Annotated in this window: 23 protein-coding genes, 1 tRNA gene and 1 other RNA gene; 8 read left to right on the plus strand and 17 right to left on the minus strand. The window is 73.1% G+C overall.

Translation table 11 applies throughout. From position 1 onward, the window contains the following. Nucleotides 1-62: 62 nt before the first annotated feature. The 5 genes from EJF31_RS09180 to ffs all read right to left on the minus strand — a co-directional run bounded on the left by EJF31_RS09180 (nucleotide 63) and on the right by ffs (nucleotide 4,023). The gene (locus tag EJF31_RS09180) at nucleotides 63-680 is read right to left on the minus strand and encodes a DUF5063 domain-containing protein (protein WP_125036768.1); all 618 of its coding nucleotides are present in this window, start codon (nucleotides 678-680) and stop codon (nucleotides 63-65) included. Then, the gene (recR, locus tag EJF31_RS09185; RefSeq protein WP_125036769.1) at nucleotides 673-1,272 is read right to left on the minus strand and encodes a recombination mediator RecR; all 600 of its coding nucleotides are present in this window, start codon (nucleotides 1,270-1,272) and stop codon (nucleotides 673-675) included. The genes EJF31_RS09180 and recR overlap by 8 nt, the downstream gene beginning before the upstream one ends. Before the next feature lie 12 nt (nucleotides 1,273-1,284). After that, the gene (locus EJF31_RS09190; protein ID WP_125036770.1) at nucleotides 1,285-1,662 is read right to left on the minus strand and encodes a YbaB/EbfC family nucleoid-associated protein; all 378 of its coding nucleotides are present in this window, start codon (nucleotides 1,660-1,662) and stop codon (nucleotides 1,285-1,287) included. Nucleotides 1,663-1,729: 67 nt separating this feature from the next. Then, complete coding sequence (locus EJF31_RS09195; RefSeq protein WP_125036771.1) at nucleotides 1,730-3,844, minus strand: DNA polymerase III subunit gamma and tau; 2,115 nt, start codon at nucleotides 3,842-3,844, stop codon at nucleotides 1,730-1,732. An 88-nt stretch (nucleotides 3,845-3,932) separates the two neighbouring features. Beyond that, nucleotides 3,933-4,023, minus strand: an RNA gene (ffs, locus tag EJF31_RS09200) — signal recognition particle sRNA small type. A gap of 95 nt (nucleotides 4,024-4,118) precedes the next feature. Between ffs and EJF31_RS09205 the strand changes: the two genes are divergently transcribed. From EJF31_RS09205 to EJF31_RS09215, 3 genes are all read left to right on the plus strand, one after another. Next, nucleotides 4,119-4,207: transfer RNA gene (locus EJF31_RS09205), tRNA-Ser, on the plus strand. Nucleotides 4,208-4,447: 240 nt separating this feature from the next. Then, nucleotides 4,448-5,251: a hypothetical protein gene (locus EJF31_RS09210; protein WP_260430730.1), complete on the plus strand. Its 804-nt coding sequence runs from the start codon at nucleotides 4,448-4,450 to the stop codon at nucleotides 5,249-5,251. A 103-nt stretch (nucleotides 5,252-5,354) separates the two neighbouring features. After that, the gene (locus EJF31_RS09215) at nucleotides 5,355-6,125 is read left to right on the plus strand and encodes a universal stress protein (RefSeq protein ID WP_125036772.1); all 771 of its coding nucleotides are present in this window, start codon (nucleotides 5,355-5,357) and stop codon (nucleotides 6,123-6,125) included. 12 nt (nucleotides 6,126-6,137) lie between these two features. On the opposite strand, the gene EJF31_RS09220 is transcribed toward EJF31_RS09215, so the two are convergent. From EJF31_RS09220 to EJF31_RS09255, 8 genes are all read right to left on the minus strand, one after another. Then, complete coding sequence (locus EJF31_RS09220) at nucleotides 6,138-7,415, minus strand: S8/S53 family peptidase (RefSeq protein WP_125036773.1); 1,278 nt, start codon at nucleotides 7,413-7,415, stop codon at nucleotides 6,138-6,140. Then, nucleotides 7,406-8,857 (minus strand): type VII secretion protein EccB, encoded by a 1,452-nt coding sequence (gene eccB / locus EJF31_RS09225; protein WP_125036774.1) that lies wholly within the window; start codon nucleotides 8,855-8,857, stop codon nucleotides 7,406-7,408. Before eccB ends, EJF31_RS09220 begins: the two co-directional genes overlap by 10 nt. Before the next feature lie 3 nt (nucleotides 8,858-8,860). Beyond that, nucleotides 8,861-10,213: a type VII secretion integral membrane protein EccD gene (gene eccD, locus EJF31_RS09230; protein WP_125036775.1), complete on the minus strand. Its 1,353-nt coding sequence runs from the start codon at nucleotides 10,211-10,213 to the stop codon at nucleotides 8,861-8,863. 130 nt (nucleotides 10,214-10,343) lie between these two features. Beyond that, nucleotides 10,344-11,645, minus strand: coding sequence for a hypothetical protein (locus EJF31_RS09235; RefSeq protein WP_125036776.1), 1,302 nt, complete (start codon nucleotides 11,643-11,645; stop codon nucleotides 10,344-10,346). Continuing rightward, nucleotides 11,642-12,097: a hypothetical protein gene (locus EJF31_RS09240; protein WP_125036777.1), complete on the minus strand. Its 456-nt coding sequence runs from the start codon at nucleotides 12,095-12,097 to the stop codon at nucleotides 11,642-11,644. The genes EJF31_RS09235 and EJF31_RS09240 overlap by 4 nt, the downstream gene beginning before the upstream one ends. A gap of 101 nt (nucleotides 12,098-12,198) precedes the next feature. Further along, entirely contained in the window at nucleotides 12,199-12,495 is a 297-nt protein-coding gene (locus EJF31_RS09245) for a WXG100 family type VII secretion target (protein WP_125036778.1), read from the minus strand. Nucleotides 12,496-12,524: 29 nt separating this feature from the next. Continuing rightward, complete coding sequence (locus tag EJF31_RS09250; RefSeq protein WP_182541084.1) at nucleotides 12,525-12,827, minus strand: WXG100 family type VII secretion target; 303 nt, start codon at nucleotides 12,825-12,827, stop codon at nucleotides 12,525-12,527. A 156-nt stretch (nucleotides 12,828-12,983) separates the two neighbouring features. Next, nucleotides 12,984-14,342 (minus strand): hypothetical protein, encoded by a 1,359-nt coding sequence (locus EJF31_RS09255; protein WP_125036780.1) that lies wholly within the window; start codon nucleotides 14,340-14,342, stop codon nucleotides 12,984-12,986. A 113-nt stretch (nucleotides 14,343-14,455) separates the two neighbouring features. Between EJF31_RS09255 and EJF31_RS09260 the strand changes: the two genes are divergently transcribed. After that, nucleotides 14,456-15,037, plus strand: a complete 582-nt coding sequence (locus EJF31_RS09260; protein WP_125036781.1) for a hypothetical protein — start codon at nucleotides 14,456-14,458, stop codon at nucleotides 15,035-15,037. A gap of 100 nt (nucleotides 15,038-15,137) precedes the next feature. Further along, nucleotides 15,138-19,118, plus strand: a complete 3,981-nt coding sequence (gene eccCa, locus EJF31_RS09265) for a type VII secretion protein EccCa (RefSeq protein ID WP_260430731.1) — start codon at nucleotides 15,138-15,140, stop codon at nucleotides 19,116-19,118. A 12-nt stretch (nucleotides 19,119-19,130) separates the two neighbouring features. On the opposite strand, the gene EJF31_RS09270 is transcribed toward eccCa, so the two are convergent. Continuing rightward, complete coding sequence (locus tag EJF31_RS09270) at nucleotides 19,131-19,610, minus strand: nuclear transport factor 2 family protein (RefSeq protein ID WP_125036782.1); 480 nt, start codon at nucleotides 19,608-19,610, stop codon at nucleotides 19,131-19,133. Between the two features lie 123 nt (nucleotides 19,611-19,733). Between EJF31_RS09270 and EJF31_RS21815 the strand changes: the two genes are divergently transcribed. Continuing rightward, on the plus strand, nucleotides 19,734-19,907 hold the full coding sequence (locus tag EJF31_RS21815) for a hypothetical protein (RefSeq protein WP_182541089.1): 174 nt from the start codon (nucleotides 19,734-19,736) through the stop codon (nucleotides 19,905-19,907). Nucleotides 19,908-19,972: 65 nt separating this feature from the next. On the opposite strand, the gene EJF31_RS09275 is transcribed toward EJF31_RS21815, so the two are convergent. Beyond that, nucleotides 19,973-21,577, minus strand: a complete 1,605-nt coding sequence (locus EJF31_RS09275; RefSeq protein WP_125036783.1) for a helicase HerA-like domain-containing protein — start codon at nucleotides 21,575-21,577, stop codon at nucleotides 19,973-19,975. Between the two features lie 53 nt (nucleotides 21,578-21,630). Here EJF31_RS09275 and EJF31_RS09280 point away from each other — a divergent pair, with 53 nt between their 5' ends. Both EJF31_RS09280 and EJF31_RS09285 read left to right on the plus strand, forming a co-directional pair. Further along, complete coding sequence (locus EJF31_RS09280) at nucleotides 21,631-21,927, plus strand: type II toxin-antitoxin system VapB family antitoxin (protein WP_125036784.1); 297 nt, start codon at nucleotides 21,631-21,633, stop codon at nucleotides 21,925-21,927. 10 nt (nucleotides 21,928-21,937) lie between these two features. Continuing rightward, nucleotides 21,938-22,444 carry a LytR C-terminal domain-containing protein gene (locus tag EJF31_RS09285; protein WP_125036785.1) on the plus strand — a complete coding sequence of 169 codons (507 nt, stop codon included), beginning with the start codon at nucleotides 21,938-21,940 and terminating at the stop codon, nucleotides 22,442-22,444. Between the two features lie 3 nt (nucleotides 22,445-22,447). On the opposite strand, the gene EJF31_RS09290 is transcribed toward EJF31_RS09285, so the two are convergent. Next, complete coding sequence (locus tag EJF31_RS09290; RefSeq protein ID WP_125036786.1) at nucleotides 22,448-23,959, minus strand: potassium/proton antiporter; 1,512 nt, start codon at nucleotides 23,957-23,959, stop codon at nucleotides 22,448-22,450. 99 nt (nucleotides 23,960-24,058) lie between these two features. Further along, the gene (locus EJF31_RS09295) at nucleotides 24,059-25,030 is read right to left on the minus strand and encodes a TlpA disulfide reductase family protein (RefSeq protein WP_125036787.1); all 972 of its coding nucleotides are present in this window, start codon (nucleotides 25,028-25,030) and stop codon (nucleotides 24,059-24,061) included. Nucleotides 25,031-25,056: the final 26 nt, after the last annotated feature.

Here is a 25,056-nt window from a genome sequence, read left to right on the forward strand (position 1 = left end):
CTCGAGGTCGCTCGCCCGGACCGGCCGGGCCACGCCGCGCTGCGCTGCGACCGGCCTCGAGTCTAGCGGGGAGCGCGCTCGCCGGACTCCCGCATCTCAGCCTCGAGGATCTCCTCGGCCACGGCGAGCTGCTCCTCCTCGAAGGCGATCTCGGTGTCGAGGCGGTCGTGGGCCACGACCGAGAGCAGCGCGTTGAGCGCGGCGCCCGCGAGGTTGCCCCACGAGGAGACGTAGGAGAACTGCCACCACCACAGGGCCTCGTCGATGTTGCCGAGGCGGTAGTGGCGCAGGCCGTTCTCGAGGTCGGTGGCGATGCTGGCGATGTCGTCGGAGAGCTGGCTCTCGACGGCCTCGGGCACGTAGGGGTCGAACACGAAGCTGTAGGTGTCGACGTTGCCGAGGATCTCGGCCAGCCGCAGCCGGAGGGCGTCGATGTCGGGCTCGGGGCCGACGTCGGGCTGGTACTCGGCGCGGGGCGCGAAGTCGCTCTGGGCGCCGAGGCGGGCACCGGCCAGCAGGACCTGGCTGATCTCGAGCAGCAGCAGCGAGATCGCCCGGCCGCCGTCGGCCTCGCGGGCGATGGCCTGCACGGCGATCAGGAAGCTCTCGACCTGGTCGGCGATCTGGGTCGCGAACTCCTCGGTCGCGCCGTCGATCCGGCTCTCGGGTGTCTCAGTCATCGGCAGACCGCCTCCCAGCGAACGCTCGTCCCAGGGTGACCTCGTCGGCGTACTCGAGGTCACCGCCTACGGGCAGTCCACTCGCCAATCGGGTCACGCGCAAGCCGAGCGGCTTGAGCATGCGGGTGAGATAGGTCGCGGTGGCCTCGCCCTCGAGGTTGGGGTCGGTGGCGAGGATGGTCTCGGTGATGGTGCCGTCGGCCAGCCGCATCATCAGCTCGCGGATCCGCAGCTGCTCGGGGCCGATGCCGTCGATCGGCGAGATCGCCCCGCCGAGGACGTGGTAGCGGCCCCGGAACTCGCGGGTGCGCTCGATCGCGACGACGTCCTTGTACTCCTCCACGACGCACAGGACCGTGCCGTCGCGACGCGGGTCGCGGCAGATCCGGCACTGCTCGTCCTCGGAGACGTTGAAGCAGATGGAGCAGAACTTCACCTTGGCCTTGACCTCGATCAGCACGTCGGCGAGACGACGCACGTCGGCCGGCTCGGCCTGGAGCAGGTGGAAGGCGATCCGTTGCGCGCTCTTGGGACCGACGCCCGGCAGCCTGCCGAGCTCGTCGATGAGGTCCTGGACGACGCCTTCGTACATCGGTGGGCGCTCCTAGAAGCCCAGCTGGCCGGGCAGGCCGCCCGGGGCACCGCCGCCACCGGCGAGCGGCCCGAGGGCCTCCCCGGCGAGGGCGTCGGCCTGGGCCTTGGCGTCGCGGTAGGCGGCGACGATCATGTCGCCCAGGTCGGAGAGGTCGTCGGCGTCGCTGCCGTCGAACTCGCCGGCCTTGATGTCGACGTTGACGACCTCGCCGACACCGTTGACGGTCACGGTGACCGCCCCGCCGGAGACGGTGCCGTCGACCGTGGTCTCGGTCAGGCGCTGCTGCGCGCTGGCGAGCTGCTCCTGCATCTGCTGCGCCTGCTGCAGCAGCGCGTTCATGTCGAAGCCGCCGGCTCCGCCGAGGGCGTCGAAGGGGTTCTGGCTCATGAGGTCACCTCTGACTCGTGGGGTGGTGCCGGACTGCTGCTCTGGTGGGTCGAACGACCGGGGTCGCTCACTGGTGCCGGATCTCCTCGATCACCCTCGCACCCAGCTCGCGCTGGAGGAGCTCCGCCCCGGCGAGGCCCTGGTGGTCGGCGTCGACGTCGTCGAGGCTGGCGTCGGCGTCACGCTCGGCGGCATCGTCGGAACGGGCCGCCTCCTCGCCCGACTGGCGGGTGGACTGGATGGCGGCCTTGGCCGCCGCGATCGCCTCGGGGCCGGCCTTCTCCCGGGCCGGCGGCGCCTCCGGGGCGCCGGCCTCGGGGGCGGGCGACGTCGGCGCCTGGGCCGTCGGGGTCTCGGGCTCGTCGGAGACCCACGCGGGCGGGCTGACCGGCGCTGCCGCCTGCTCCGGCGCGTCGGAGACCGCCGGCGCGGCGGGAGCCGGGTCGGGAGCCGCCGGGGCCGGCGCGGGCGGGCGCTGGCCGGCGTCGGCCTGGGCTCCGGGGTCGACGATGGTCACGATCCGCCAGTCGGCGCCGACCACGTCGATCGCCGCCTGGCGCACGATCTCGGCGCTGCCACCGTTGTCGAAGGACTCGCGGGCGCCGGCGTTGGGGAAGCCCAGGGTCAGCACGTTTCCCTCGATCGAGACGACCTGGCAGTTCTGGGTGAGGTGCATCCAGGTGACCCGGCGGCGCAGCTTGGTGGCGTCGACGATGTCGGGCCAGAGGCGGCGTACGTCGATGAGCGACAGCCCGCCGCCGGCCGCGGGGGCCGCGGCGGGGGCGGCCGCAGGGGCGGCCGCAGGGGCGGTCGGCTCGGGCTCGGGCGGGGCCGGAGCCCGGACGGGCTCGGGCTCGGGCGTGCGCTCGGGGATGGGCGCGGGCTCGGCGACCGGCTCGGGGCGGACGGGGGCCGGCGTCGGCGCGACGACGTCGCTGGTCACGTGGACCTGGGCGGGCCGGTCCTGCTGGGGGACGGCGGGCTGGGGCGCGGCGGTGGCCGAGGGCACCCCGGTGATCGCGATCCGCTTCTCGATCCGGTCGAGGCGCGCGGCGAGGCCGTCGGTGGAGTGGTCGGCGCCGGGCAGCAGGACCCGGGCCACGATCAGCTCCAGCAGCAGCCGCGGCGCGGTCGCGCCCCGCATCTCGGTCAGCCCGGAGGCGACGAGGTCGGCCGCGCGGCTGAGCTCGGCGCTGCCGAAGCGGGCGGCCTGGGCGACCAGCCGCTCGCCCTGGTCCTCGGAGCAGTCGATGAGGCCGGTCGCCGGGGCGTCCGGCACGGCGTCGACGATGACGAGGTCGCGCAGGCGGCGGAGCAGGTCCTCGGTGAAGCGGCGCGGGTCCTGACCGGTCTCGATCACCTTGTCGACCACGCCGAACACCGCCGAGCCGTCGCCGGCCGCGAACGCGTCGACGACCTCGTCGAGCAGCGAGTCGGGGGTGTAGCCCAGCAGACCCGTGGCCAGCTGGTGGGTCACGCCCTCGGGCCCGGCGCCGCCGAGCAGCTGGTCGAGAACGCTCAGGGTGTCACGGGCCGAACCGGCACCGGCCCGCACCACGAGCGGCAGGGCGGCCGGCTCGATGGAGACCTGCTCCTTCTCGCAGAGCTCGGAGAGGTAGGAGGAGAGCAGCCGCGGCGGGATCAGCCGGAAGGGGTAGTGGTGGGTCCGCGACCGGATCGTCGGCAGCACCTTGTCGGGCTCGGTGGTGGCGAAGATGAAGCGCAGGTGGGGCGGCGGCTCCTCGACCAGCTTGAGCAGGGCGTTGAAGCCCTGCGTGGTCACCATGTGGGCCTCGTCGATGATGTAGACCTTGTAGCGGCTGCGCACCGGCGCGAAGAACGCCTTCTCGCGCAGGTCGCGGGCGTCGTCGACACCGCCGTGGGAGGCCGCGTCGATCTCGATGACGTCGATCGAGCCCGGACCGCCGCGCGCCAGGTCACGGCAGCTGTCGCACTCGCCGCACGGGTCGGCCACCGGCGCGAGCTCGCAGTTGAGCGCGCGGGCCAGGATCCGGGCCGAGGTGGTCTTGCCGCAGCCGCGCGGCCCGGAGAAGAGGTAGGCGTGGTTGACCCGGTTGTTCGCGAGCGCGGCTCGCAGCGGCGTCGTGACGTGATCCTGGCCGATGACCTCGGCAAACGTCTCGGGCCGGTAGCGGCGGTACAACGCGAGGGGTGACTCCACGCCTGAACCCTAACCACCCGCGCCGACACCGGGTAGCGCGCGGTGACCGGCGGTCGGCGTACGGGGCTGTGGAGGCCTCCGGAGACGAAGAGGCCCCCCGCGTACCCGACAGAGCTCGCCTACCCTTGCTGCCTTCCGGCCCTGGGGGAGTTCGGTGAGATGCCGCCACGCGGGGGGTTGGCGCAGAGTCTAGGTGAGGGCCTCGGGCGGACCAACACGGCCACCCGGGGAGGCCGATTTCATCGCCCGGACGCCGACCGGTAGCCTCCTCCGCGGAGGTATCGCCTAGTGGCCTATGGCGCTCGCTTGGAAAGCGGGTTGGGTTAATAGCCCTCGGGGGTTCGAATCCCCCTACCTCCGCCACTCTCGAGGGCGTCGACACGGTCGGCGCCCTCGAGTGCATTTCGGGCCGGAGCGGCGGCGGCCAGCGGGCCGGGTGGCCACGCCGCTTCACCATGAGAAGTCGGCGAAGCGTCACTTCTCATGGTGAGTTCACCGTGAGAAGTGCAGACCCACCCACTTCTCATGGTGAAGCTGTGACGGGTGGGACCGACACCCCGCCAGTCAGGTTGATGGCAGGGCGCCTCAGCGACGGTGGCCTACATGACGACGACACCGCAGGTCGCCACCGCGCGCCGCCAGATGCTGAACAAGGTCCCCGAGGTCACGGTGTTCTTCTGGATCATCAAGATCCTGTGCACCACGGTGGGCGAGAGCTTCGCCGACTACATCAACGAGACCCTCGGCTTCGGGCTCACCAACACCACCCTGGTCTTCTCGGCCGCCCTGCTGGTGGTGATGGTCTTCCAGTTCCGCCTCGACCGCTACGTGCCGGGCGTCTACTGGACGGCGGTGGTGCTGATCAGCGTGGTCGGCACGCTGCTCACCGACAACCTGACGGACGCCCAGGGCGTGCCGCTCGCGGTGTCCTCCACGATCTTCGCCGTGTTGCTCGCCGCGGTCTTCGGCATCTGGTACGCCCGGGAGCGCACCCTGTCGATCCACTCCATCGTCACGACGCCGCGCGAGTCCTTCTACTGGCTGACGGTGCTGGTCACCTTCGCCCTCGGTACGGCGGTCGGCGACTGGACGCTCGAGCTCACCGGCTGGGGTCCGGGCCAGTCCGTGCTGCTGCCGCTCGGCCTGATCCTGGCCGTGCTGGTCGCCTGGAAGGTCGGGATGGGCCCGGTCCTGTCCTTCTGGCTGGCCTACATCCTGACCCGCCCGCTCGGCGCCAACATCGGCGACCTCCTCAGCGCCGACAAGTCCGAGGGCGGCCTGGCGCTGGGCACCCTGTGGACCAGCGTGCTGTTCCTCGGCACCATCCTGCTCACCGTCGTGTACCTCTCGGTGACCCGCGCCGACGTCACCGAGAAGCGGGCCCACGCCGAGGTCGCGAAGGACTGACCAAGGTCACCGGGCTCGACCCTTGCAACTGCGTCCCCCTCCCGCTACAACGGTGAGTGAGGGGGACGCAGTTCTGATTTCGGATCTGGTCCTGGGAGCCCGCATGGCAGGCGTCGTGGTCGGTACGAGCGGCAGGCGCGACACCGGCGCGCCGGTCCGCTGGGCCGCGGACGCCGCCCGGCTCCGCAACACCCGCCTCACCCTCGTGCACGCCTGGCACGAGGACGTCGAGGTGTCCCTCGTCCTGTCCGGTGACGCGCACCCGGACCTGCCGGCCGGCACGGTCAGCGCGGCCGTCCACGGGCGCCCCGCCGAGGCCCTCCTCGCCGCCGCGCCCGACCTCCTGGTGCTGGGCGGGCATGCCGGGGCCGGGCACGTCTCGCACGTGACCGCCGAGTGCCTGCGCGGCGCCCGCTGCCCGGTCGTGGTGGTCCCGACCCCCGGCCGGGCCACTCCCCTGCGCGGCCGGGTGGTGGTGGCGGTCGAGGGTGCCGAGGAGTCGCGGCGGACCCTGCTGTGGGCGGCCCGGGAGGCCGACCGCCGCGGCGCCACGCTCGTCGTCGTCCACGCCTGGCAGTCCCACCTCGTCGGTCGTGGGCTCAGGCACCCGGCGGCCAGCGTGGAGGCCCAGGGACGGGTCGCCAGCGAACGCCTGCAGTCCTGGGTGGAGGCGGGCCTGGGCCACATCGACGTCGAGCTCCACGCCGACCACGGCGGCCCGCTCGACGAGGTGCTCGAGCACAGCTGGGACGCCGACCTGCTCGTCGTGGGCCGCAGCCCGGCCCACGCGGGGCTGGCGCGGGTCATCCACGGTGCCGTCGACCACGACCTCTGCGGACTGCTGCCCTGCCCCGTCGCGGTCGTCCCGACCTGAGCCCGGCCGTCCTCAGTCGCGCCGGCGGGCGAGCACCGGCCGCAGCATCAGGGCCACGAGCAGCGCGCCGCCGCCCAGGAGCCCCCACCAGACGGCGTGGTGGCGGGTCGCGGCGAGTACGTCGGCCTGGGGCTGGGGGGCCGCGGCGCGGACGTTGCTCTGCTCCTCGCCGGTCGCCCGCGGGAGGGTGCCGTCCTTGCGCGGGTGCAGCGGCCGGGTCAACGCCTCGACCGGCTGGACCACGCCGTTGCCCTCGAACTTCGTCCGGTCCAGCGGGGTGCCGGTCGCGGTGTTCTCCAGCCGGGCGCGGATCTGGGCCACGGTGTCGCGCGGGTAGGCCGTCCGCAGCAGAGCCACGACGCCGCTCACCTCCGCCGCCGCCCAGGACGTCGCGACCTGGTCGATCCGGCAGGTGCTGCCGTTCACCCCGATGCTGACGCCGTAGAACGTCGGGGCAGCGAGATCGGTCTGGGAGTTGGGGAGCACCGCGGCGCTCAGCGGCTGTGAGCGGTCGACCGGTCCGCCCTGCGTGGCGTTGACCGCGATGACGTCGTCGTACGCCGCCGGGTAGACCGCGTCGGCAGCGTCCTCGCCGGGCCCGGTGTCGGTGCCGTCCTCGCTGTTGAAGCGGCTCCACAGCAGGTCGGTCTCGTCCTGGGGCCGGTTGCCGGACGACGCGACGACGGCGATGTCGAGGTCGTGGACGAGGTGGTGCACCACCCGCTTGAGGTCGGTCGTCGGCGTCAGCCCCAGGGAGATGTTGACGACCCGGATGGAGTAGTCCGACGCGTGCTGGGCGACCCAGTCGAGCCCCGCGACGACGTCGTCGGTGTCGATGTCGTCGGCGCCGCCGGTGTCGGACCCGTCGTAGACGCGGACGTCGACGAGCTTCGCACCGGGGGCGATACCGGTCGGCTTGTCACCTCGGGCCCGGGCCGCGATCAGCCCGGCGACGGCGGTGCCGTGCGGGTCGGTGACGTCCCGGTGGGGCCAGGGACTCCGGCCGGCCACCGTGACCAGGCCGCTGCTGTCGGAGATCCCCGAGTCGACGACGGCGACCGAGAGACCACCGCCGGGTGACCTGCCCTCGGCCTTGAGCAGCTGTTGCGCCCGGTCGATGCCGAGCAGCTCGTAGGGGACGCTGGTGGAGGAGTCGGTCACGCGGGCGGTGTTGTCGCTGAGACCCATGCAGGAGTAGGCCTCCGGCTCCGCGTGGGCCGGTGCGACGAGGCCCAGCGAAGCGGCGGCCAGTGCCACGGCCGTCACCGCCGTCCGGGGAACTACAGGCACGAGGTGTCCTCGACGGGGTGCGGCCGGCACAGCGCGTCGTCGACCGAGAGCGGCACGCCGACCCCGAAGAGCTTGGTCCAGCTGTCGGGGACGACCACGACCGGGTGGTCGCCGTAGCCCAGGCGGGCCGCGGCGTCCTGCCCCTCGAGCGGGTAGCTGTTGCCCTTGGCGTCGACGACGAACGGCGAGCCGGTGTCGGTGCTCTCCCAGTCACCGGACAGGAAGTAGGCGCCACGGCCCGAGTCGACCACGGGCACGACCTTGTCGGCGGGCAGCGTCGACGCCGAGGCGGCCTCGCTGGGGGCCGAGGCGAGGGCCACGCTGGGCGCCTGGCCGGGGGCCGTGACGAGCCGGGCGCAGGGGTCGCCCGCCGGGGCGGTGAAGGCCGCGGCGGGCCAGTGGGCGGCCCCGAACGGGGGCTCGGTCTGGGCCCCGGTCGGCAGCGGTGCCTCCTGGATCCACGGGTGCTGGCCGACCCGGTGCGTGCCGGGCATCGGGCGACCCGCGGGAGTCTCGGTGTGGGAGTAGACCGCGAGCGAGAACGGGTCGAGCGAGGTCGGCGCGTCCGCGGTCAGCAGCAGCGAGCTGTCGCCGTCGACGATGACGTCGCCGACGCGGGCGTCCTCCGGAACGCCGGGGTCGCCGGCGTACGACGGGGTGTCGCCGATCCCCCGGACCCCGAACGTCGGGAAGTCGAGCGCACCGCCGGCCGGGAAGAGGTTGAGCCACTCCGTCGGCACCTGGGTCGCGGACTCGCGGATCGGCAGCTGGAGCTCGCGCAGCATGTTGTCGAGGTCGTCGTCGGACCGCGACGCCGGGAGCTCGAAACGGTAGGCGCCGGGCGTGGCGCCGTTGCCCTCGCGGCTCTGCGCGATGACGTAGTAGGTGCCGGCGTTCTCGACGAGGAAGCCCGTCGTCGGGTCGAGCGGCGCCTGCGGCTTCTCGGCGACGTCGACGCGGGTGCCGTGGCCGGCGGCGGTGCAGGCCGTCCAGCCGCCGTCGATCAGGAGCCCCGGGGTCGGCAGGCTGGCCGGGGCACCGAGGATGCCGATGTCCTCCCCGACGGTCTGCTCGTCGATGGTCTGCTGGGAGACGAGGGTCGGCTCGACATCGCCCTCGAGGATCAGGCGCGCCGAGGTGATGTTGATGACCGGGCGGAGCACCGGGTGGTCGCTCTCCTGGAGGATGACGTAGGCCGCGCCGGTCTCCTTGGACAGGATCAGCCCGGGCTTGTTCCAGTCCTGGGCGTCGCGCGGGGCGAAGACGCCGGCGATGGCGGCGCCCGCGACGAGCAGGACCGCGAGCGCCAGGCCGCCGACGATGGTGCGGCCGGGGCGGGCGGGCTCGACCTCGCGGCCGCCGGGGGCGCCGGAGACGAAGGCGGTGACCAGCCGCCGGCGGCTGAAGGCGTGGGCCTCGACGAGGTCGCGCTTGGTGGCCATCGCTCAGCCCCGGATCGAGGCGAAGATGCCGACGGCGACCACGAGCAGCGGCAGCAGGGCGAGCAGGCTCACCGACTCGGCGATGTCGCCGAACCGGCCGCGTCGCACCGACGGCGTGGCGGGCAGCAGCGTCACCGCGAGCAGCACGGCGCCGGTCGCGGCCAGCGCGACCGCGGCGGTCGGCCGCCACTCGGGATGCATCCACAGCAGCGAGATCGCCACGGACACGAGACCGAGGATGCCGGAGACGAGCCCGACCAGGACCTCGGAGCCGGTGCGGTACTGGCGGGTCCGGAGCATCACGACCACGCAGGCGACCAGGGCCAGCAGGGTGCCCGCGAGGCCCAGCGAGACCGCCAGCGGCGCGATGAGCACGAGCAGCAGGCCGACGGTGGCGGACACCGCGACCAGGATCTCGTGCGCCACCCGGGCGTCGGCGCCGACCCGGCCGGGGTCGATCTCGGCGGGGTCGGCGGTGATGTCCTCGGTGGTGAAGAGCTGGTCGACGTTGGTGCCGGTGGCCCCGAGGGCCAGCCAGGGGAAGACGGATCCGGCCATCACGACCAGGACCAGCGCGACGGTCAGCACGACCGCCGGGTCGAACGTCGCGGTGTTCATGACGACGCCGGTGGCCAGGAAGATCGCGCCCACCACGACCGGCGGGATGACCAGCGTGCGGCCCTCGCCCAGGCCGACCAGCGACACCAGGCCGGCCAGCAGCGCCCCGGCACCGGCCGCGGCGACGGGGAGGCCGAAGAACCGCCCGTCGGTGACGAGCATCAGCCCGGCGACCGCGGCGTAGAACGACCCCATCCAGGCGACCGCCACCGCGGCCTCGGGCTCGTCCTGGGCTCGCGAGAGCACGATGCCGCCGGTCACGAGGGCCAGCGCGACGACCGCCGCGGCGACCCCCGCGAGCATCGACCCGCGCTGGATGAGCAGGGCCACGGCGCCGAGCGCCATGAGCAGTCCGGCGGCGGCGAGCGCCGTACGCCGGCCGGAGGCGGGCTCCCACGGCTTGAGGTCGCGCTCGACGATGTCGGTCATCGCCTCGACGACGTCGTCGTAGACGCGCGGCGGGGCGTCGTCGATGCCGGCGGTGACGGTGAGCAGGCCGCCGTCCTCGACGCCCTGGATGACCAGGCCGGAGTCCGTGGCGAGCTCGCGCCCCTCGGCGGTGACGAGGTGGTAGCCGCCGAAGACGGTGGAGGCGTCGAGCAGGCCGACGCTGCGCGCGAGCTCGGGCACGAGCTCGGCGACGGGCACCGCCCCGGGCAGGACGAGGTCGACGCGACGGGTGCCAGAGGCCACCGTGACCCGCACCAGACCGGATGCGCTGACGGGCGCCTGACTCATCGTCTCTCCCCCAAGATCGTGTGGACCCCGCCGACGCTCACGCCGCGGGTCCGGGCCCGGACCGCTGAGATGCTACCGCCCGGGCCGACCCCTGAGGGCCGCCCCGGGCGGGCGCACGTGCTGCTGTGGATCAGCCGATGACGCCGGGCGCGGCGCCCTCGTCGTCGACCCAGTCCTGCTCGTCCTCGAAGAACTCCGTGCCCTTCTTCTTCGGGTCCTTCTTGTTCTTGCCGCCCTGGCCGCCGGAGGCTCCGGTGCCGCGGCCGCCGGCCGCACCGCGCGAGCCGGCCTTGCCGCCGCCGCGGGTTCCGCCGCCGGCGCTGCGGGCCGACGAGGCCGCTCCGCTGCGGCCGCCGGCCGCGCCCTCCTCGGCGAGGCCCGAGCTGCGTCCCAGCGCACCGCGTGCGGCGCCGGCGCTGCGCGAGCTGGCGCCGATCTGGCCCGAGCTCGTGCCACCGGCGCTGGAGCCCGTGGGCACGGCCATCGGACCGCGTACGGCGCCGCCGATGCCGGTCATGCCGCCGATCGCGCCGCCACCGACCGCGCCGGCGATGCCACCGACGGTGGAGCCGGTGATGCCACCGGGGCCGCTCGTCGGCACGCTCGCACCGGGGATGCCGGTGCTGGGCGTGGTCGGGTAGCCGTCGATCGGCGTCGCGGGGAGGCCGCTCTGACCCGTGCCGCCGCCGGTGTCGGTGTGGGTGGGGTGGTGGGGGTCGTAGCCGGGATCGCCGCCGCCGCCGTCGGTGGGAACGTGGTGCCCGGTGCCGGTCGGGACGTGCCCGCCGGTCGGCGTGTAGTGGTGCGTGCCCGTCGGCGTCCGCGAGCCGCCGCCCGGAAGCGTGCCCCCACCGCCACCACCCGGGCCGGTCGGGCTCGTGGGGCCGGTCGGCTGCGGGTCGGGCTTGCCGTGGACCTTCTTGAGCAGGTCCGAGGCCTGGGCGTACTGCGTGTCCATGTGGGTGTTGGCCGCCTCCGCCTCGCTCTCGCGCTGCTGGGCCGCGGCGTTGTAGCTGGCCTGCTGGGAGTGGTAGGCGCGCTGCTTGTCGACGTCGTCCGGGTGGCTGGACCCCGGTGTCGTGGTCGGCGGGGTTGGCGCCGGCCCGAGCGGGTTGTTGTCCAGCTTCGTCCGCACCTGCTCGGAGTGCTCGATGGCGGCGGCGGCGATGAGGAGCGCCGTGCCGGCCTCGACCATCTGCACACTGCGCTTGGAGACGTTGCCGGCCGCCTTCACGAAGGCGTCGTGGGCGGCCTGGCCGGTCGCCGTGCCGAGCTGGCCCTTCATGGGAACGGCGGCGGCGGCGAGGGTGCGGGCAATGTCGTCGAGCACCTGTCCGCCGTGCGTCCAGACCTGCCGCGTGTGGTCGACGGCGGCCTTGTTGGCCAGCGCGTCGATCGCCCGGAGCCTGGCCTCGTGGGGACCCTGGTTCATCGGTGGCCACCCCCGTTGCCGAGGTAGTGGTTGCGTGCCTCGTGGTTGGCCCGGTCCGCGTCAGAGCCGGCCGAGGCGCTGACGAGTGCCTCGACGGCGTGCTTCTTGTGGTCGAGGTCGGCGGCGCTGGTGGTGTCGGCCTGCTCCAGGAACTTCTCCGCGTCGACGATCCCGTCGCGGAATCGCGTGAGGTCGGAGAGCAAGCCGTGCAGGGTCTCGCTGATGACCTGGTGGGCCGCCGTGTGGTGTCCCCCCAGCTCGTTGCCCGAGTGGGCTCCCCCGAAGGCGGACACGGGAAGCCGGAGGTCGTCGAAGCGGATCCCCTCGAGCCCCGTCTGGGACTCGTGGAGCTGGCGCTTGACGTCGTCCAGGATGCCCTGGTCGACGTTGATCTCGTCGCCGATCGACTGGATCACGTTCTCGATGCTGTTGAAGATCCCCATGAAACCCATGGGCACTCACCTACCCCGTTGGTGTTGACGAAGAACGCCGCCGACGGGGCCGGGCCACCCAGCAGGTGGACCGACCCCGTCGAGGTCGCAATCCGGATCGATCAGATGTCGAAGGACGCGGCGCCGCGCTGGTCGGCGGCCTTGTACTCGGCGTTGGACTGGTAGACCGCCTTGGAGGTCTCCTCCAGCAGGTTGCGCATGTCCTGGATGGCGCCGTCCCACTTGGCCTTGGCCGTGGTGTAGGCCTGCTGGGCGCTACCGGACCAGTCGCTGCGCAGCGGCGCGAGCTCCTGCTCCAGGCGGTTGAGGCGGTCGTCGATGTCCTTGACCGTGCGGCCCATGTCCTCGGACGCGGTGTCGAGGCCGGCGTGGTTGACGCGAAGTCCGTCGAGGCTCATTTCAGTCACTCCTGTTCCCTGGTGGAGGCTCAGCCGCCGAGGCGGCCGGCGGTCCGGTTGTAGTTGGCCGACTGGGCTTCGTCGGTGCTCATGTTGTCCTTCTCGGTGGACTGCAGCGAGGCCTCGAACTCGTTGAGCGCGTTCGTGATCACGTTCTGCTTCTCGGTCCACGCCTGGTGCAGCTGGAAGAACGCGGAGCCACCGGCTCCGGCCCACTTGCCCTGGAGCCCGGCGATCTGGCCGTCGAGCTTGCGGCTGAAACCGTCGAAGTCCTTCTTTGCGTCGACCACCATGCCGGCGGCCTTGGAGAGCGTCTTCTCGCCCTGTCCCATTTCGGGAGCGTTGTTCGACATGTCGCCATTTCCTTCCCCCGTGGCGGCATGTCGCCGCTCGAGAATTTGATGGGTGTTTCGTTCGATACTCGTGCCGACCGTGTGGCGCAGCCGACATCAGCGGTCTGCCCGAGGGCCCCGGGCACTAAACATCCGCTAGACCTGGATGTGGATGGACTCCCACACCGCACGAAAGACCCCGGTCGCGACCAGGACCGACGCGACGGCGGCGGATCCGCAGAGAGCCTCGGCGATCTCCGCCCGGCGCGACCACCAGGCCGAGCGCCAGCCGCGCCCGGTGGCGACGGCCGCGACCAGCACCGCGACCGCCGTGGTGATGGCGATGCCCGCGAGCGGGGTGCCGGCGCCGGACCGCAGCGAGGTCAGCGCGGCGACCAGCACCGCGGACCAGCAGACGAGGCCGGCCGCGCGGAGCAGGGCCCGAGCCGCGGCGTGGCGGTAGCTGCGTCCGGCCAGGACCAGGCTGCAGCCGCACAGGAGGACAAGGCACCGCGCGCCCATCCGGTCGAGGGACAGCGTGGCCGTGCCCAGGAGCAGGGGCGCGGAGACGGACGTGACGGCCAGGATCGCGACGGCGTACGCCGTGACGATGCGGGTGCCGCGGGCGGCCACGGTGGCGACCGCGGAGGGCGGCACGACCGAGCGACCGCGCCGGCCCGTCGCCCGCTCCCGGGCGGACCACGCGTTCACGGCGAGGCGTTCGAGGTCGATGAGGTACTGGTCGGGCACGTCCACCGCGAACCCGGGCACGAAGCGCGCGGCCAGCATGGCCGCGACCAGCAGCAGCGCCCAGGGCACCCGCGGCGGGAAGCCCAGCAGGGCGGCCAGGCCGGTGACGGCGAACACCGCGACGCCGACCGTCACCCAGACCTGCAGTGCCTCCTCGTTGCGGCGGTCGACGGTGCGCGCCACGGCCGCCGCGACGGCCGCGACCAGGGCGGCCACGCCGAGGACGGTGGGGATACGGGCCGGCTGGGGGTCCCAGGCGAGCACGAACGCCGCCGATCCGGCGAACGCCGGCACCGCGAGAAGGCGATGGGCGGCGTACCGTCCGAGGGGGAGGACGCCCAGGACCGCCGCGACGACCAGCAGGACGACCGTGGCCTCGCGCCGCGTGTCGGATCCGGACCGGGCGAACCAGGCCGCGAGCACGGCCGTCATGACCGCCCCTGCGAACCACAGCACGGAGAGCGGGCCCGGCCGATCCTCGCCCGGGTGGGTCTCACGGGGGAGCACCGAACCGCCGAGGCGCTGGACCTCGGTGGTGGCGACGAGGACCGCGCCCGTGCCGATGCCGACGTCGGCCAGCGCGACGTCGGGCTGAAGGTGCTGGCCGAGCCGGGTGTAGAGGACGGGGACGGCGGCGAGGCCCGACTGCTCGGCGTACTCCCGGGCGACGTCGGTCGCGGCCGCTCCGGCCGGGACGAGGAGGTCGAGGACCCCGAGCGGGCCATGGACGCTGAGGGCCAGGCTGCCCCCGGTCGCTGCCGCCACGTCGCCCCCCGGTCGTCCACGACGGGCGCCCGCCGCCCGTCGTCACGCAGGCTAGTCGCTCCCGGGCGCCCCGCCTATCATCGCCCGCACAGCCCAATCTCTCGGGGGAACACATGACCACGACCCGCCGCGCACGCGTCACCGGCGTCGCCACCGCCCTGCTCGTCGCCGCCTCGATGCTGTCGGGTTGTGGCGGCAACGACGCCGTCGCGGATCCGCCCGCGTCGTCGGGATCCTCCCCGTCCGGCTCGTCCCCGGCATCGCCGAGCCCGTCGGTGGAGCCGGCGAGCGGCGGGCTGCTCGACACCGCGACCGCCTCGGTCAACGCGCCGCAGGGGTGGCCCGTCACCACGCTGGTCAAGAACCAGACGGTCGACGCCGTGCCAGACAACGGGCTCTCGGTCGTGGGGCTCAGTGTGATCAGCGCCTTCGGCGCGAAACCTTCCCTGCAGCAGATGGCACGGCTCGACATCCGCACCGGCAGCTACACCCACGGCCAGGTGATGCCGGAGACGCAGCTGGCCGGAGAGCCCGCGTTCCACGTGCACGGCATGGCCACCATCGGGACGACGTACGACGCCTACGGCCTGGAGCACGACGGCTACGTCGTCACCGTGGTCTTCAAGCTCCACAACACGCTGAGGAATCCTCAGGAGATCATCGACTCCGTCCTCGCGACGGTGCAGCTGAAGTAGGCGGCGCTCGACCGGTGTCCCCCCGTGCCGCCCGCACTTATCATCGTCGGGCGCTCGCAGGTGGTCGCAGTGATCGGGCAACGACAGCAGGGGGACATGCGTGAGTACGACGCTTCGCGGGGGACGGGTCGACGAGCCCGAGATGCCCACCGGCCAGATCGTGCTCCAGCCGCCCCCGGAGATCGAGCCCAACGAGGGCGCCAGCGGCGTGCTCATGAACGCCATCCCGATGCTCGGCAGCCTCGGCTCGATCGTGCTGGTCGCCTCGATGGGCTCCTCGGCCGGCGGCCGCGGCTACATCGCCGCCGGCATGTTCCTCTTCGCCACGCTCGGCTTCATCATCGTCCAGCTCGACCGGCAGCGTAAGCAGCGCACCCAGCAGGTCACCGGCTCGCGCACGGAGTACCTCCGCTACCTCGGCAACGTCCGCAAGATCGCCCGCGACGCCGCCGACCAGCAGCGCCGGGCGCTGACCTGGCACCACCCCGACCCGGCCGCGCTGCCCGCCATCGCCGAGGAGCGCTCCCGGGTCTGGGAGCACGGCGCGTCCGACCCGCGGTTCCTGCACGTCCGCTACGGCCTGTGCGCACAGCCGCTGTCCCTCGAGCTGGTGCCGCCGGAGAGCGCGCCCATCGACCAGGTCGACCCGGCGGCGGCGTCCGCGCTGCACCGCCTGCTGGTCGTGCACCGCCTCCAGCCCGACCTGCCCGCCTCCATCGACCTGCGTGCCTTCGACCGGGTCGAGATCTGCGGTGGTGAGGAGGAGGCCCGCTCGCTGGCCCGGGCGATGATCTGCTCGGCCACCGCCTTCCACTCCCCCGAGCACCTCGTCGTCGCGGTGCTCTCCTCGGAGCAGAACCTCGCCCACTGGGACTGGGTCAAGTGGCTCCCGCACGCGCTGAGCGGCCGGCAGTCCGACGCCGTCGGGCCGATGCGCCTGGTCACGACCAACCTCGCCGACCTGGCGGCCCTGCTGCCGCCGGACCTGAGCGAGCGGCCCCGCTTCGGCGCGGACGAGCGACCGGCGACGCCGCACATCCTGCTGGTCGTCGACGGCGCGACGCTGCCGCCCGGCAACCACGTCATCCCGCCCGACGGCCTGCACGGCGTCACCCTCCTCGACCTGCCCGCCCGGTGGGACGAGCTCGACGACGCGAGCCGGCTGCGGATCCAGGTCGACGGCCCGCCGGCCGCCGACGGGCGGCCGACCGTCGCGGCGCTCCGGCTGCGCGAGGAGCCGATCCGCGCGCGGGCCGACCAGTGCGACCCGGCCACCGCCGAGGCGTTCGCGCGCCGGCTGACCCCGCTCCACACGATCGCCTCCGGCCCCGCGGAGGGCACCGCCGGCGAGATCACCGGTCCCACCGACTTCATGGAGCTGCTGGCGCTGGGCGACGTACGCACCTTCGACCCGGCCGCCGCGTGGCGACCGCGCCCGGCCCGAGACCGCCTCCGCGTGCCGATCGGCCTCGGCGAGGGCGGCGGCATGGTGCACCTGGACATCAAGGAGTCCGCCCAGCAGGGCATGGGCCCGCACGGCCTGGTCATCGGCGCGACCGGCTCGGGCAAGTCGGAGTTCCTGCGCACCCTCGTGCTCGGGCTGGCCATGACGCACTCCCCCGAGCAGCTCAACATGGTGCTCGTCGACTTCAAGGGCGGCGCGACGTTCGCCGGGATGTCGGAGATGCCGCACGTCTCCGCCGTGATCACCAACCTCGCCCAGGAGCTCACCCTCGTCGACCGCATGCAGGACGCCCTCTCGGGCGAGATGGTGCGCCGGCAGGAGCTGCTCCGCGAGGCCGGCAACTTCGCCTCGATCCGCGACTACGAGAAGGCGCGGGCCGCGGGCGAGGACCTCGAGCCGATGCCGTCGCTGTTCATCGTGGTCGACGAGTTCTCCGAGATGCTGTCGGCCAAGCCCGAGTTCATCGACCTCTTCGTGGCCATCGGCCGGCTCGGCCGGTCGCTCGGGCTGCACCTCCTGCTCGCCTCGCAGCGCCTCGAGGAGGGCCGGCTCCGCGGGCTGGAGTCGCACCTGTCCTACCGGGTCGGCCTGCGCACCTTCAGCGCCGGCGAGTCCCGCTCGGTGCTCGGCGTCCCGGACGCCTACGAGCTGCCGCCGATCCCCGGCCTGGGCTACCTCAAGCCCGACCCGACCTCGATGCTGCGCTTCAAGGCGGCCTACGTCTCCGGACCGCCGTCGGGTCGTCAGCGGGTCCGCCGTGACGAGGGCGGCCACCTCCGGGGCATCCTCCCGTTCACGATCTCCGAGGTGCACACCCTCGACGTGGCCGAGCCGGAGCCGGAGGTCGTGGTGGCCCCCGAGCAGGGCGAGCAGGCCTCGCTGCTGGACATCGCGGTCGACCACATGGTCGGCCACGGCCCCGCCGCCCACCAGGTCTGGCTGCCGCCGCTCGACGTCCCCGACACCCTCGACGACCTGATGCCCGACCTCACCGAGGACCCCGCCCTCGGCCTGGTCTCGCCGCAGTGGCGCGGCCTCGGTGGACTGGTGATCCCGCTCGGCACCGTCGACCGCCCGCGCGAGCAGCGCCGCGACACCCTGACCGTCGACCTCAGCGGCGCCAGCGGCCACGTCGCGGTCGTCGGCGGCCCCCGCAGCGGCAAGAGCACGCTCCTGCGCACCGTCGTCACCAGCCTGGCGCTGACCAGCACGCCGCTGGAGACCCAGGTCTTCGTGCTCGACTTCGGTGGCGGCACGTTCGCGCCGATGGCCCAGCTGCCCCACGTCGCGGGCGTCGGCACCCGCTCCGAGCCCGACGTCGTACGCCGGATCCTGGCCGAGGTGATCGGCATCGTGGACCGGCGCGAGGCCTACTTCCGCGCCAACGGGATCGACTCGATCGAGACCTACCGGTCGCGCCGCGCGCAGGGCCGCGCCGACGACGGCTACGGCGACGTGTTCCTCGTCGTCGACGGCTGGAGCACGCTCCGGGCCGACTTCGACGACATCGAGATCGAGCTGCAGCAGCTCGCCTCCCGCGGCCTGACCTTCGGCCTGCACATCATCACCGGCGCATCCCGCTGGGCCGACTTCCGCGCGGCCATGCGCGACATGTTCGGCACCCGGCTCGAGCTGCGCCTCGGCGACCCGATGGACTCCGAGATCGACCGCAAGATCGCCGCCCTGGTGCCGGCCGGGCGGGCCGGTCGCGGCCTGGTGCCCGGCAAGCTGCACTTCCTCGCCGCGCTGCCGCGCATCGACGGGCGGCCCGAGGCCGAGAGCCTCGGCGACGGCGTCGACGAGCTGGTCAAGCGCGTCACCGCCGCGTGGACCGGCGAGTCCGGGCCCAAGCTGCGGCTGCTGCCCGAGCGCATCGACCTCGACACCGTGCTCGCGCAGGCGTCGCCCGCCGCCGAGGACCGGCGCCTGGTGCTCGGCATCAACGAGAAGGAGCTCGCGCCGGTCGCGCTCGACCCCGACGCCGAGCCGCACCTCCTCGTCTTCGGCGACGGGCAGTCGGGCAAGAGCGCCGTGCTGCGCGCCTACGTCAAGGAGGTCATGCGCACGCGCTCCCCCAAGGACGCGCAGATCGTGATCGTCGACTACCGGCGCTCACTGCTGGGCGAGGTGCCCGACGAGTACCTCCTCAACTACCTGACCTCCGCGACCCAGGCCCAACCGGCGATCCGCGACCTGGCCAGCTACCTCGAGAACCGCATCCCCGGCCCCGACGTGACGCCCGAGCAGCTGCGCAACCGGTCCTGGTGGTCCGGCGCCGAGGTGTTCGTGGTCGTCGACGACTACGACCTCGTCGCCACCCAGCAGAGCTCGCCGATCCAGGCGCTGCAGCCGCTGATGGCGCAGGCCCGCGACACCGGCCTGCACATCGCGGTGGCGCGGCGGTCCGGCGGTGCCTCGCGGGCGCTCTACGAGCCGGTGCTGCAGTCGATGCGGGACCTGGCCATGCCCGGTCTGCTGCTCTCGGGCAGCCCCGACGAGGGTCCGCTGCTCGGCAACGTCAAGCCCCAGCCCGCGCCCCCGGGTCGCGGCCGGCTCGTCTCGCGCGACCGTGGCATCGAGGTCGTCCAGATGGCGTGGACCGACAACACACTGTAGGTGCGCGCGGGGTCAGTGGGTGTGCTCGCCCGGGCCCTTCACCGTGAGGCCCGGCAGGTCGTCGAGGTTCCACGTCAGCTCGAACGTACGCCGGTAGCCCGTGTGCGAGACGCGCCAGCCGTCCGCCGTGCGCAGGTAGGTGTCCTCGTAGAACGCGGCACCCTCGAGCATGAAGCGGAAGGCCTCGACGACCACCTTGTCCTGGAGGTACCACCGGCCGGTGGCGTGGTCGCCGTCGACGGTCACCTCGGGGTGGTGGACGGTGTGCATTGTGATCATCCCGGGGCCGAGGTTCTCGCGCATGTAGGCCACCAGGGCGTCGCGGTCCTCGAAGCGCAGGCCGTTGTAGTCGGCGGTCGCCTCGGGCAGGAAGCAGGCCTCGAAGTCGTCCCACTGCTTGGTGTCCAGGGTCCGCAGGTAGCGGTACTTCAGCTGGCTGATCGCGGTGATGTCGGCGGCGGTGTCGGCGGAGGTGTCGGCGGTCGAGTCCACGAAAGCAATCTAGATCACAGGGATTCGGGCCCCGGTTGACCTGGATGTAACGCCTGGTCAACCTTCCGGCGATGTCGGCAGCAGAGGGTGGTTCCAACACCGAACACCAGTCAGGAGGCCGACATGGAGAGCACCAACCTCATCGAGGGAAGCTTCGACAAGGTGGCGGAGCAGCGGACCGCGCTGCGCACCCGTCACTCTGCCGCCCTCACGTCGCTGATGGAGGCCCGCGAGGACCTCCGCGGCGTCCACGCACTCGCCGACTTCGTCGACGACTCCGTGCGGTGGTCCGCCTGACAGCAGCACCTCAGGGGGATTGACCGAGCACGACGGGACCGGTCGTCGGCAGGCGCGTGGGGCGCCTACCGGCGGCCGGTCTTGAACATCCCGCGCACGACCTCGCGGGCGGCGGTGCGCATCAGGTCCTTGAAGGCCGACGAGGTGACGACGTCGTGCAAGAGACCCTCGTCCTGCTTGGTCGCCCTGGGCTTCGAGGGCGCCTTGGAGGGCGCCTTCGGCGCGGCCTCGTCTTGGGCCTTGTCCTGGGCCTGCTTGGCCGCGCCGGCCTCGAGCTTGGCGGCCAGCTTCTCGCGGGCCGACTCCCGGTCGACCGCGGTGGCGTACTTGGCGTTGCGGGGGCTGGCCTGCACGACCGCGGCCATCTGCGCCGGGTCGACCGGCCCCATCAGCGACTCGGGGGCCCGCAGCCGGGTCCACGCGACCGGGGTCGGGGCTCCGCGCTCGTTCATCACCGTCACGATCGCCTCGCCGATCCCGAGCCCGGTGATCACCTCGCCGAGGTCGGCGTACGCGCTTCGGGGGTAGGTGTTGACCGTGGCCTTGAGCGCCTTGGCGTCGTTGGGGGTGTGGGCGCGGAGCTGGTGCTGGACGCGGGAGCCGAGCTGGGCCAGGACGTCGTCGGGGACGTCGGTGGGGCTCTGGGTCACGAAGAAGACCCCGACGCCCTTGGAGCGGATCAGCCGGACCGTCTGGGCGACCTGGTCGAGGAAGGCGGCGCTCGCGTCGTGGAAGAGCAGGTGCGCCTCGTCGAAGAAGAAGACGAGTCGCGGGCGGTCGGCGTCGCCGATCTCGGGCAGGTCGTGGAAGAGGTCGGCGAGCAGCCACATCAGGAACGTCGAGAAGACCGCCGGCCGGTCCTGGAGGTTGGGCAGCTCGATCAGGCTGATCAGGCCCTTGCCGTCCGGCGTGGTCTGGAGGAAGTCGGAGGCCTCGAACTCCGGCTCGCCGAAGAACGCGTCGGCGCCCTGGTCGGAGAAGGCGATCAGCTCGCGCAGGATCACGCCGGCCGTGGCCGAGGAGAGGCCGCCGAGCTCCTTGAGGTCGGCCTTGCCGTCGTCGCTGGTGAGGTAGCCAACGACCGCCCGCAGGTCGGCGAGGTCGAGCAGCGGCAGGCCGGCCTGGTCGGCGTAGTGGAAGACCAGTCCGAGGCTGGACTCCTGGGTGTCGTTGAGGCCGAGCACCTTGCTGAGCAGGGTCGGGCCGAAGGCGGTCATGGTGACCCGCAGCGGGATCCCGCTGCCCTGGCCGCCGAGGGCGTAGTACTCCACCGGGAAGCCGGTGGCCGTCCAGGTCTGGCCGACCGAGGCGGCCCGGGCCGTGATCTTGTCGTTGGTGGCCCCCGGCGCGCCGAGCCCGGACAGGTCGCCCTTGATGTCGGCGGCGAAGACCGGGACGCCGTTGGCACTGAGCTGCTCGGCCAGCAGCTGGAGGGTCTTGGTCTTGCCGGTGCCCGTGGCCCCGGCCACGAGGCCGTGCCGGTTGAGCATGGCGAGCGGGATCCGGATGTGCACGTCGGAGAGCGTCGTGGCGTCCAGCATCAGGCCGCCGAGCTCGAGGGCGGCCCCCTCGAAGGCGTAGCCCGGCGCGACGGCCTGCACGATCGGGTTGTCAGCCGGAGTGTCAGCCGGGGTGTCGGAGCCGGGCACGGACGCGGGCGTCTCGGTCATGGGCCGAGCGTAGAGCGTGCCGGGCGCACCCGGTTGCTCGTTATAGTCGCGACGTGATCTTCAAGCGCGTCGGCGAGGGACGTCCCTACCCCGACCACGGGCTGACGTCCCGGGCCTGGGCGACGGTGCCGCCGCGGCAGGTGCGGCTCGACGAGCTGGTCACGACCAAGGACACCCTCCAGCTGGCCGCCCTGCTCGACGAGGACTCCACGTTCTACGGCGACCTCTTCGCCCACGTCGTGGAGTGGCACGGCGAGCTCTACCTCGAGGACGGCCTGCACCGCGCCCTGCGCGCGGCCCTCCAGCAGCGCAACGTCCTGCACGCCCGCGTCCACACGATGGCGTCGTGAGGGCCGCCTGATGCGCCAGGGCGTGAAGTCAGCGGCCACGATGGTGGTCCTCGGCCTGCTCCTCCTCGTCGGCGGCGCCTGGGGCTGGTCGGCGCTGACCGAGCCGTTCCCGGGGAAGGCCGACCTCCCGACCTGCGTGGACACGTCGGTCTCGGCCGGCGACAAGGTCTATCCCAGCCAGGTGACGGTCAGCGTCTTCAACGCCGGCACCCGCGAGGGCCTGGCCGGCCGGACGATGGGGCTCTTCACCGACCAGGGCTTCGGGGCCGGCGACAGCGGCAACGCGCCCCACGGGACCAGCGTGTCCCGGGCGGAGATCTGGACGAAGGAGCCCACCAGCCCGGCGGTCCTCCTCGTGGCGAGCAAGCTCGGCCCGGGCACGAAGATCGTGCGTCGCAACGCCCCCGGCGCCGGCGTGGTCGTGATGGTGGGCGACGCTTTCAACAAGCTGGCCAAGGGCAAGGGCAAGGTCACCGCCCGCGAGGACACCACGATCTGCAGCCCGCCGATCCGCTGACGCTCACGTCGTACGTCGCTTCTCGGCGCCCAGCCACTGGGCCAGCCGCCCGCCCTCGCTGACCTGCCGCAGCCGCTGCTCGGTCGCCTCGCGCATCTTGCGCGGGGTCACCACCAGCAGGTCGTCGCCGTGCCGCAGGACGGTGCGCCGCTCGGGCACCAGCGTCTCGCCGTCGCGGATCACCATCGACACCGACGCACCCTTGGGCAGCCTCAGCTCCCCGACCTCGACGCCGTGCATCCGGGAGGTGGGGGCGATGGAGACCTGGAGCAGGTCGGCCGCGATCCGCTCGAGCGGCGCGGCCTCGACCTCCAGGCCCCGCGGCTCGGACCGGCGGGCGACCTTGAGCCAGCGGGCCACCAGCGGCAGGGTCGGACCGGTGAGCAGCGTGTAGAGCACGACCATGACGAAGACCAGGTCGAAGAGGCGCTGCGCCCCGTCGACCCCGGCCGCGAGCGGGATGGTGGTGAGCACGATCGGGACCGCCCCGCGCAGACCGGCCCAGGACAGGAACGTCAGCTCGCGCCACGGCATCGGGGACACGACGGCGCTCACGAGGACCGAGAGCGGCCGGGCGACGAAGGTGAGGATCAGGCCGGCGACGATGGCCAGGCCGACGATCGACGGCGTGAGCCGGGCGGGCGAGAGCAGCAGGCCGAGCATGACGAACAGGCCGATCTGGGCCAGCCAGGCGACGCCCTCCGCGAAGGACCGGGTGGCCGCGCGGTGCGGGAGCTCGGCGTTGCCGAGCACCAGCGCGGCGACGTACACCGCGGCGAAGCCGGACCCGTGCACCGCGGCGCCGGTGCCGTAGGCCAGGAACGTCAGCGTGATGACGGCGAGGGGGTAGAGGCCGGAGGAGGGCAGCGCCGCGCGGCGCATCACCCAGGCACCGCCGAGGCCGACCAGCAGGCCGAGGCCGGCGCCGGCGACCAGCTCGTAGGCGACGATCCCGACCGCGCCGAGGGCGCCGTGGTCGGCGACCGCGCCCGACGAGATCAGCGTGACGAGCACGACGGTCGGGGCGTCGTTGAGCCCGGACTCGGCCTCGAGCGCACCCGTCAGCCGTCGTGGCAGCGGCACCACCCGGAGCACCGAGAAGACCGCGGCCGCGTCGGTCGGCGAGGTGACCGCGCCGAGCAGGACGGAGAGCTCCCAGGGCAGGCCCAGCAGGTAGTGGCCGCTCAGCGCCACCACCCCGACCGAGACGGCGACGCCCAGGGTGGCCAGCGACAGGCCGAGCGGCATCGAGGGCCGCGCTTCGCGCCAGCTGGTGGTGAGACCGCCCTCGGCCAGGATCACCGCGAGGGCGGCGAAGCCGAGGGAGTGCGCGAGCTCGGCGTTCTCGAAGCCGATGCCGGCGCCGGACTCGCCCAGCGCGACGCCCATCAGCAGGTAGACCAGGAGGCTGGGCAGGCCGGTGCGGGAGGAGAACCGCACGGCCAGGATGGCCAGCAGGGTGACGGCGGAGCCCACCAGCAGGAAGGTGTCGAGCTGGTGGACGTCGAACGTCACAAGTCACCTCGCGTCTGTCGTGGGCGGCTCCTACCGCACTCTATCCAGACGGGTGGTCGCGACGGGTCCGGCGACGTGGCGCCGGACGCCGCCGCGCGGTCAGGTCGTGGGGGTGTAGCCCGGCCGCCCGGAGGCGTCCCACTCCTCCCAGAACGCGGTGAACTCCTCGCCCAGGAAGGGGTCGCCGCCTGTCATCGCGATGCCCCCGCGCCGCACCGTCCAGTCCCACGGCGCGAGCTCCTGGGCCGTCGCGAGGTGCCGGTGGGCGGCGTCGGTGAGGCCGCGCCGCTGCAGGTGGGCCGCCACCCGTCGCTCCGCGAGGGCCCGCTGCTCCTCGTCGGTGCGGGCCGGCGCGTCGGCCCGGGCGCTCTCCGGCAGCTCCCCCTCGCGGGCCCACCGCCGCAGCAGGTCGTGGTGCTGCTCGCTGTCGATCCGGGTCCACGCGACGAACTGGTCGTCGCCCGGCGCGATGGTCGGGGGCTTGACGATCCGGTCGTGCTCGTCGACCCAGACCACGGACGGGACGTTGGTGATGCCGTAGCGCTCGGCGGTCACGTGGGCGGTGTCGACCGCGACGGGGTACGTCGGGTGGCCGGCCCCGATCCAGGGCCGGGCGTCCTCCGGGTCGGCGTCGAGGGCGACGGAGAAGAGCCGGAGCCCGGTGTCGGCGAGCTCGTCCTGGACCCGCTGCCAGCCGGCCAGCTCGTGGCGGCAGCCGCACCACGACGCCCAGGTGACCAGGACCCGCTTGGCGCCGGAGAGGTCGTCGAAGCTGACCGGGATGCCATCGACGTCGGACAGCGTGAGGCTCGGCGCGCGTCCGTCGGCGAGCTCCCGGGCCCGGGTCGCGGCGCTCGGCACCACGGCCACCACCCCGTGCTCCTCGTCGCGGGCCACGAGCAGGCCGAGCGCGTCGGCGACGGTCCGCCCCAGCAGCGGCACGCAGGTCTCGCCGCGGCAGAGACCCTGCGGCTTGAGGGTCCAGCCCAGGGCGGCCGCCAGGGCGACGTCGTCGTCGAGACCGGCCGCCACGTCGTGCTCGCGGCCGTCCACGTCGATCAGGGTCAGCACCGGGACAGGATCGCACGAAACTGAAA

Source organism: Nocardioides sp. LS1 (genome assembly GCF_003865225.1).
Lineage (GTDB): Bacteria > Actinomycetota > Actinomycetes > Propionibacteriales > Nocardioidaceae > Nocardioides > Nocardioides ginsengisegetis.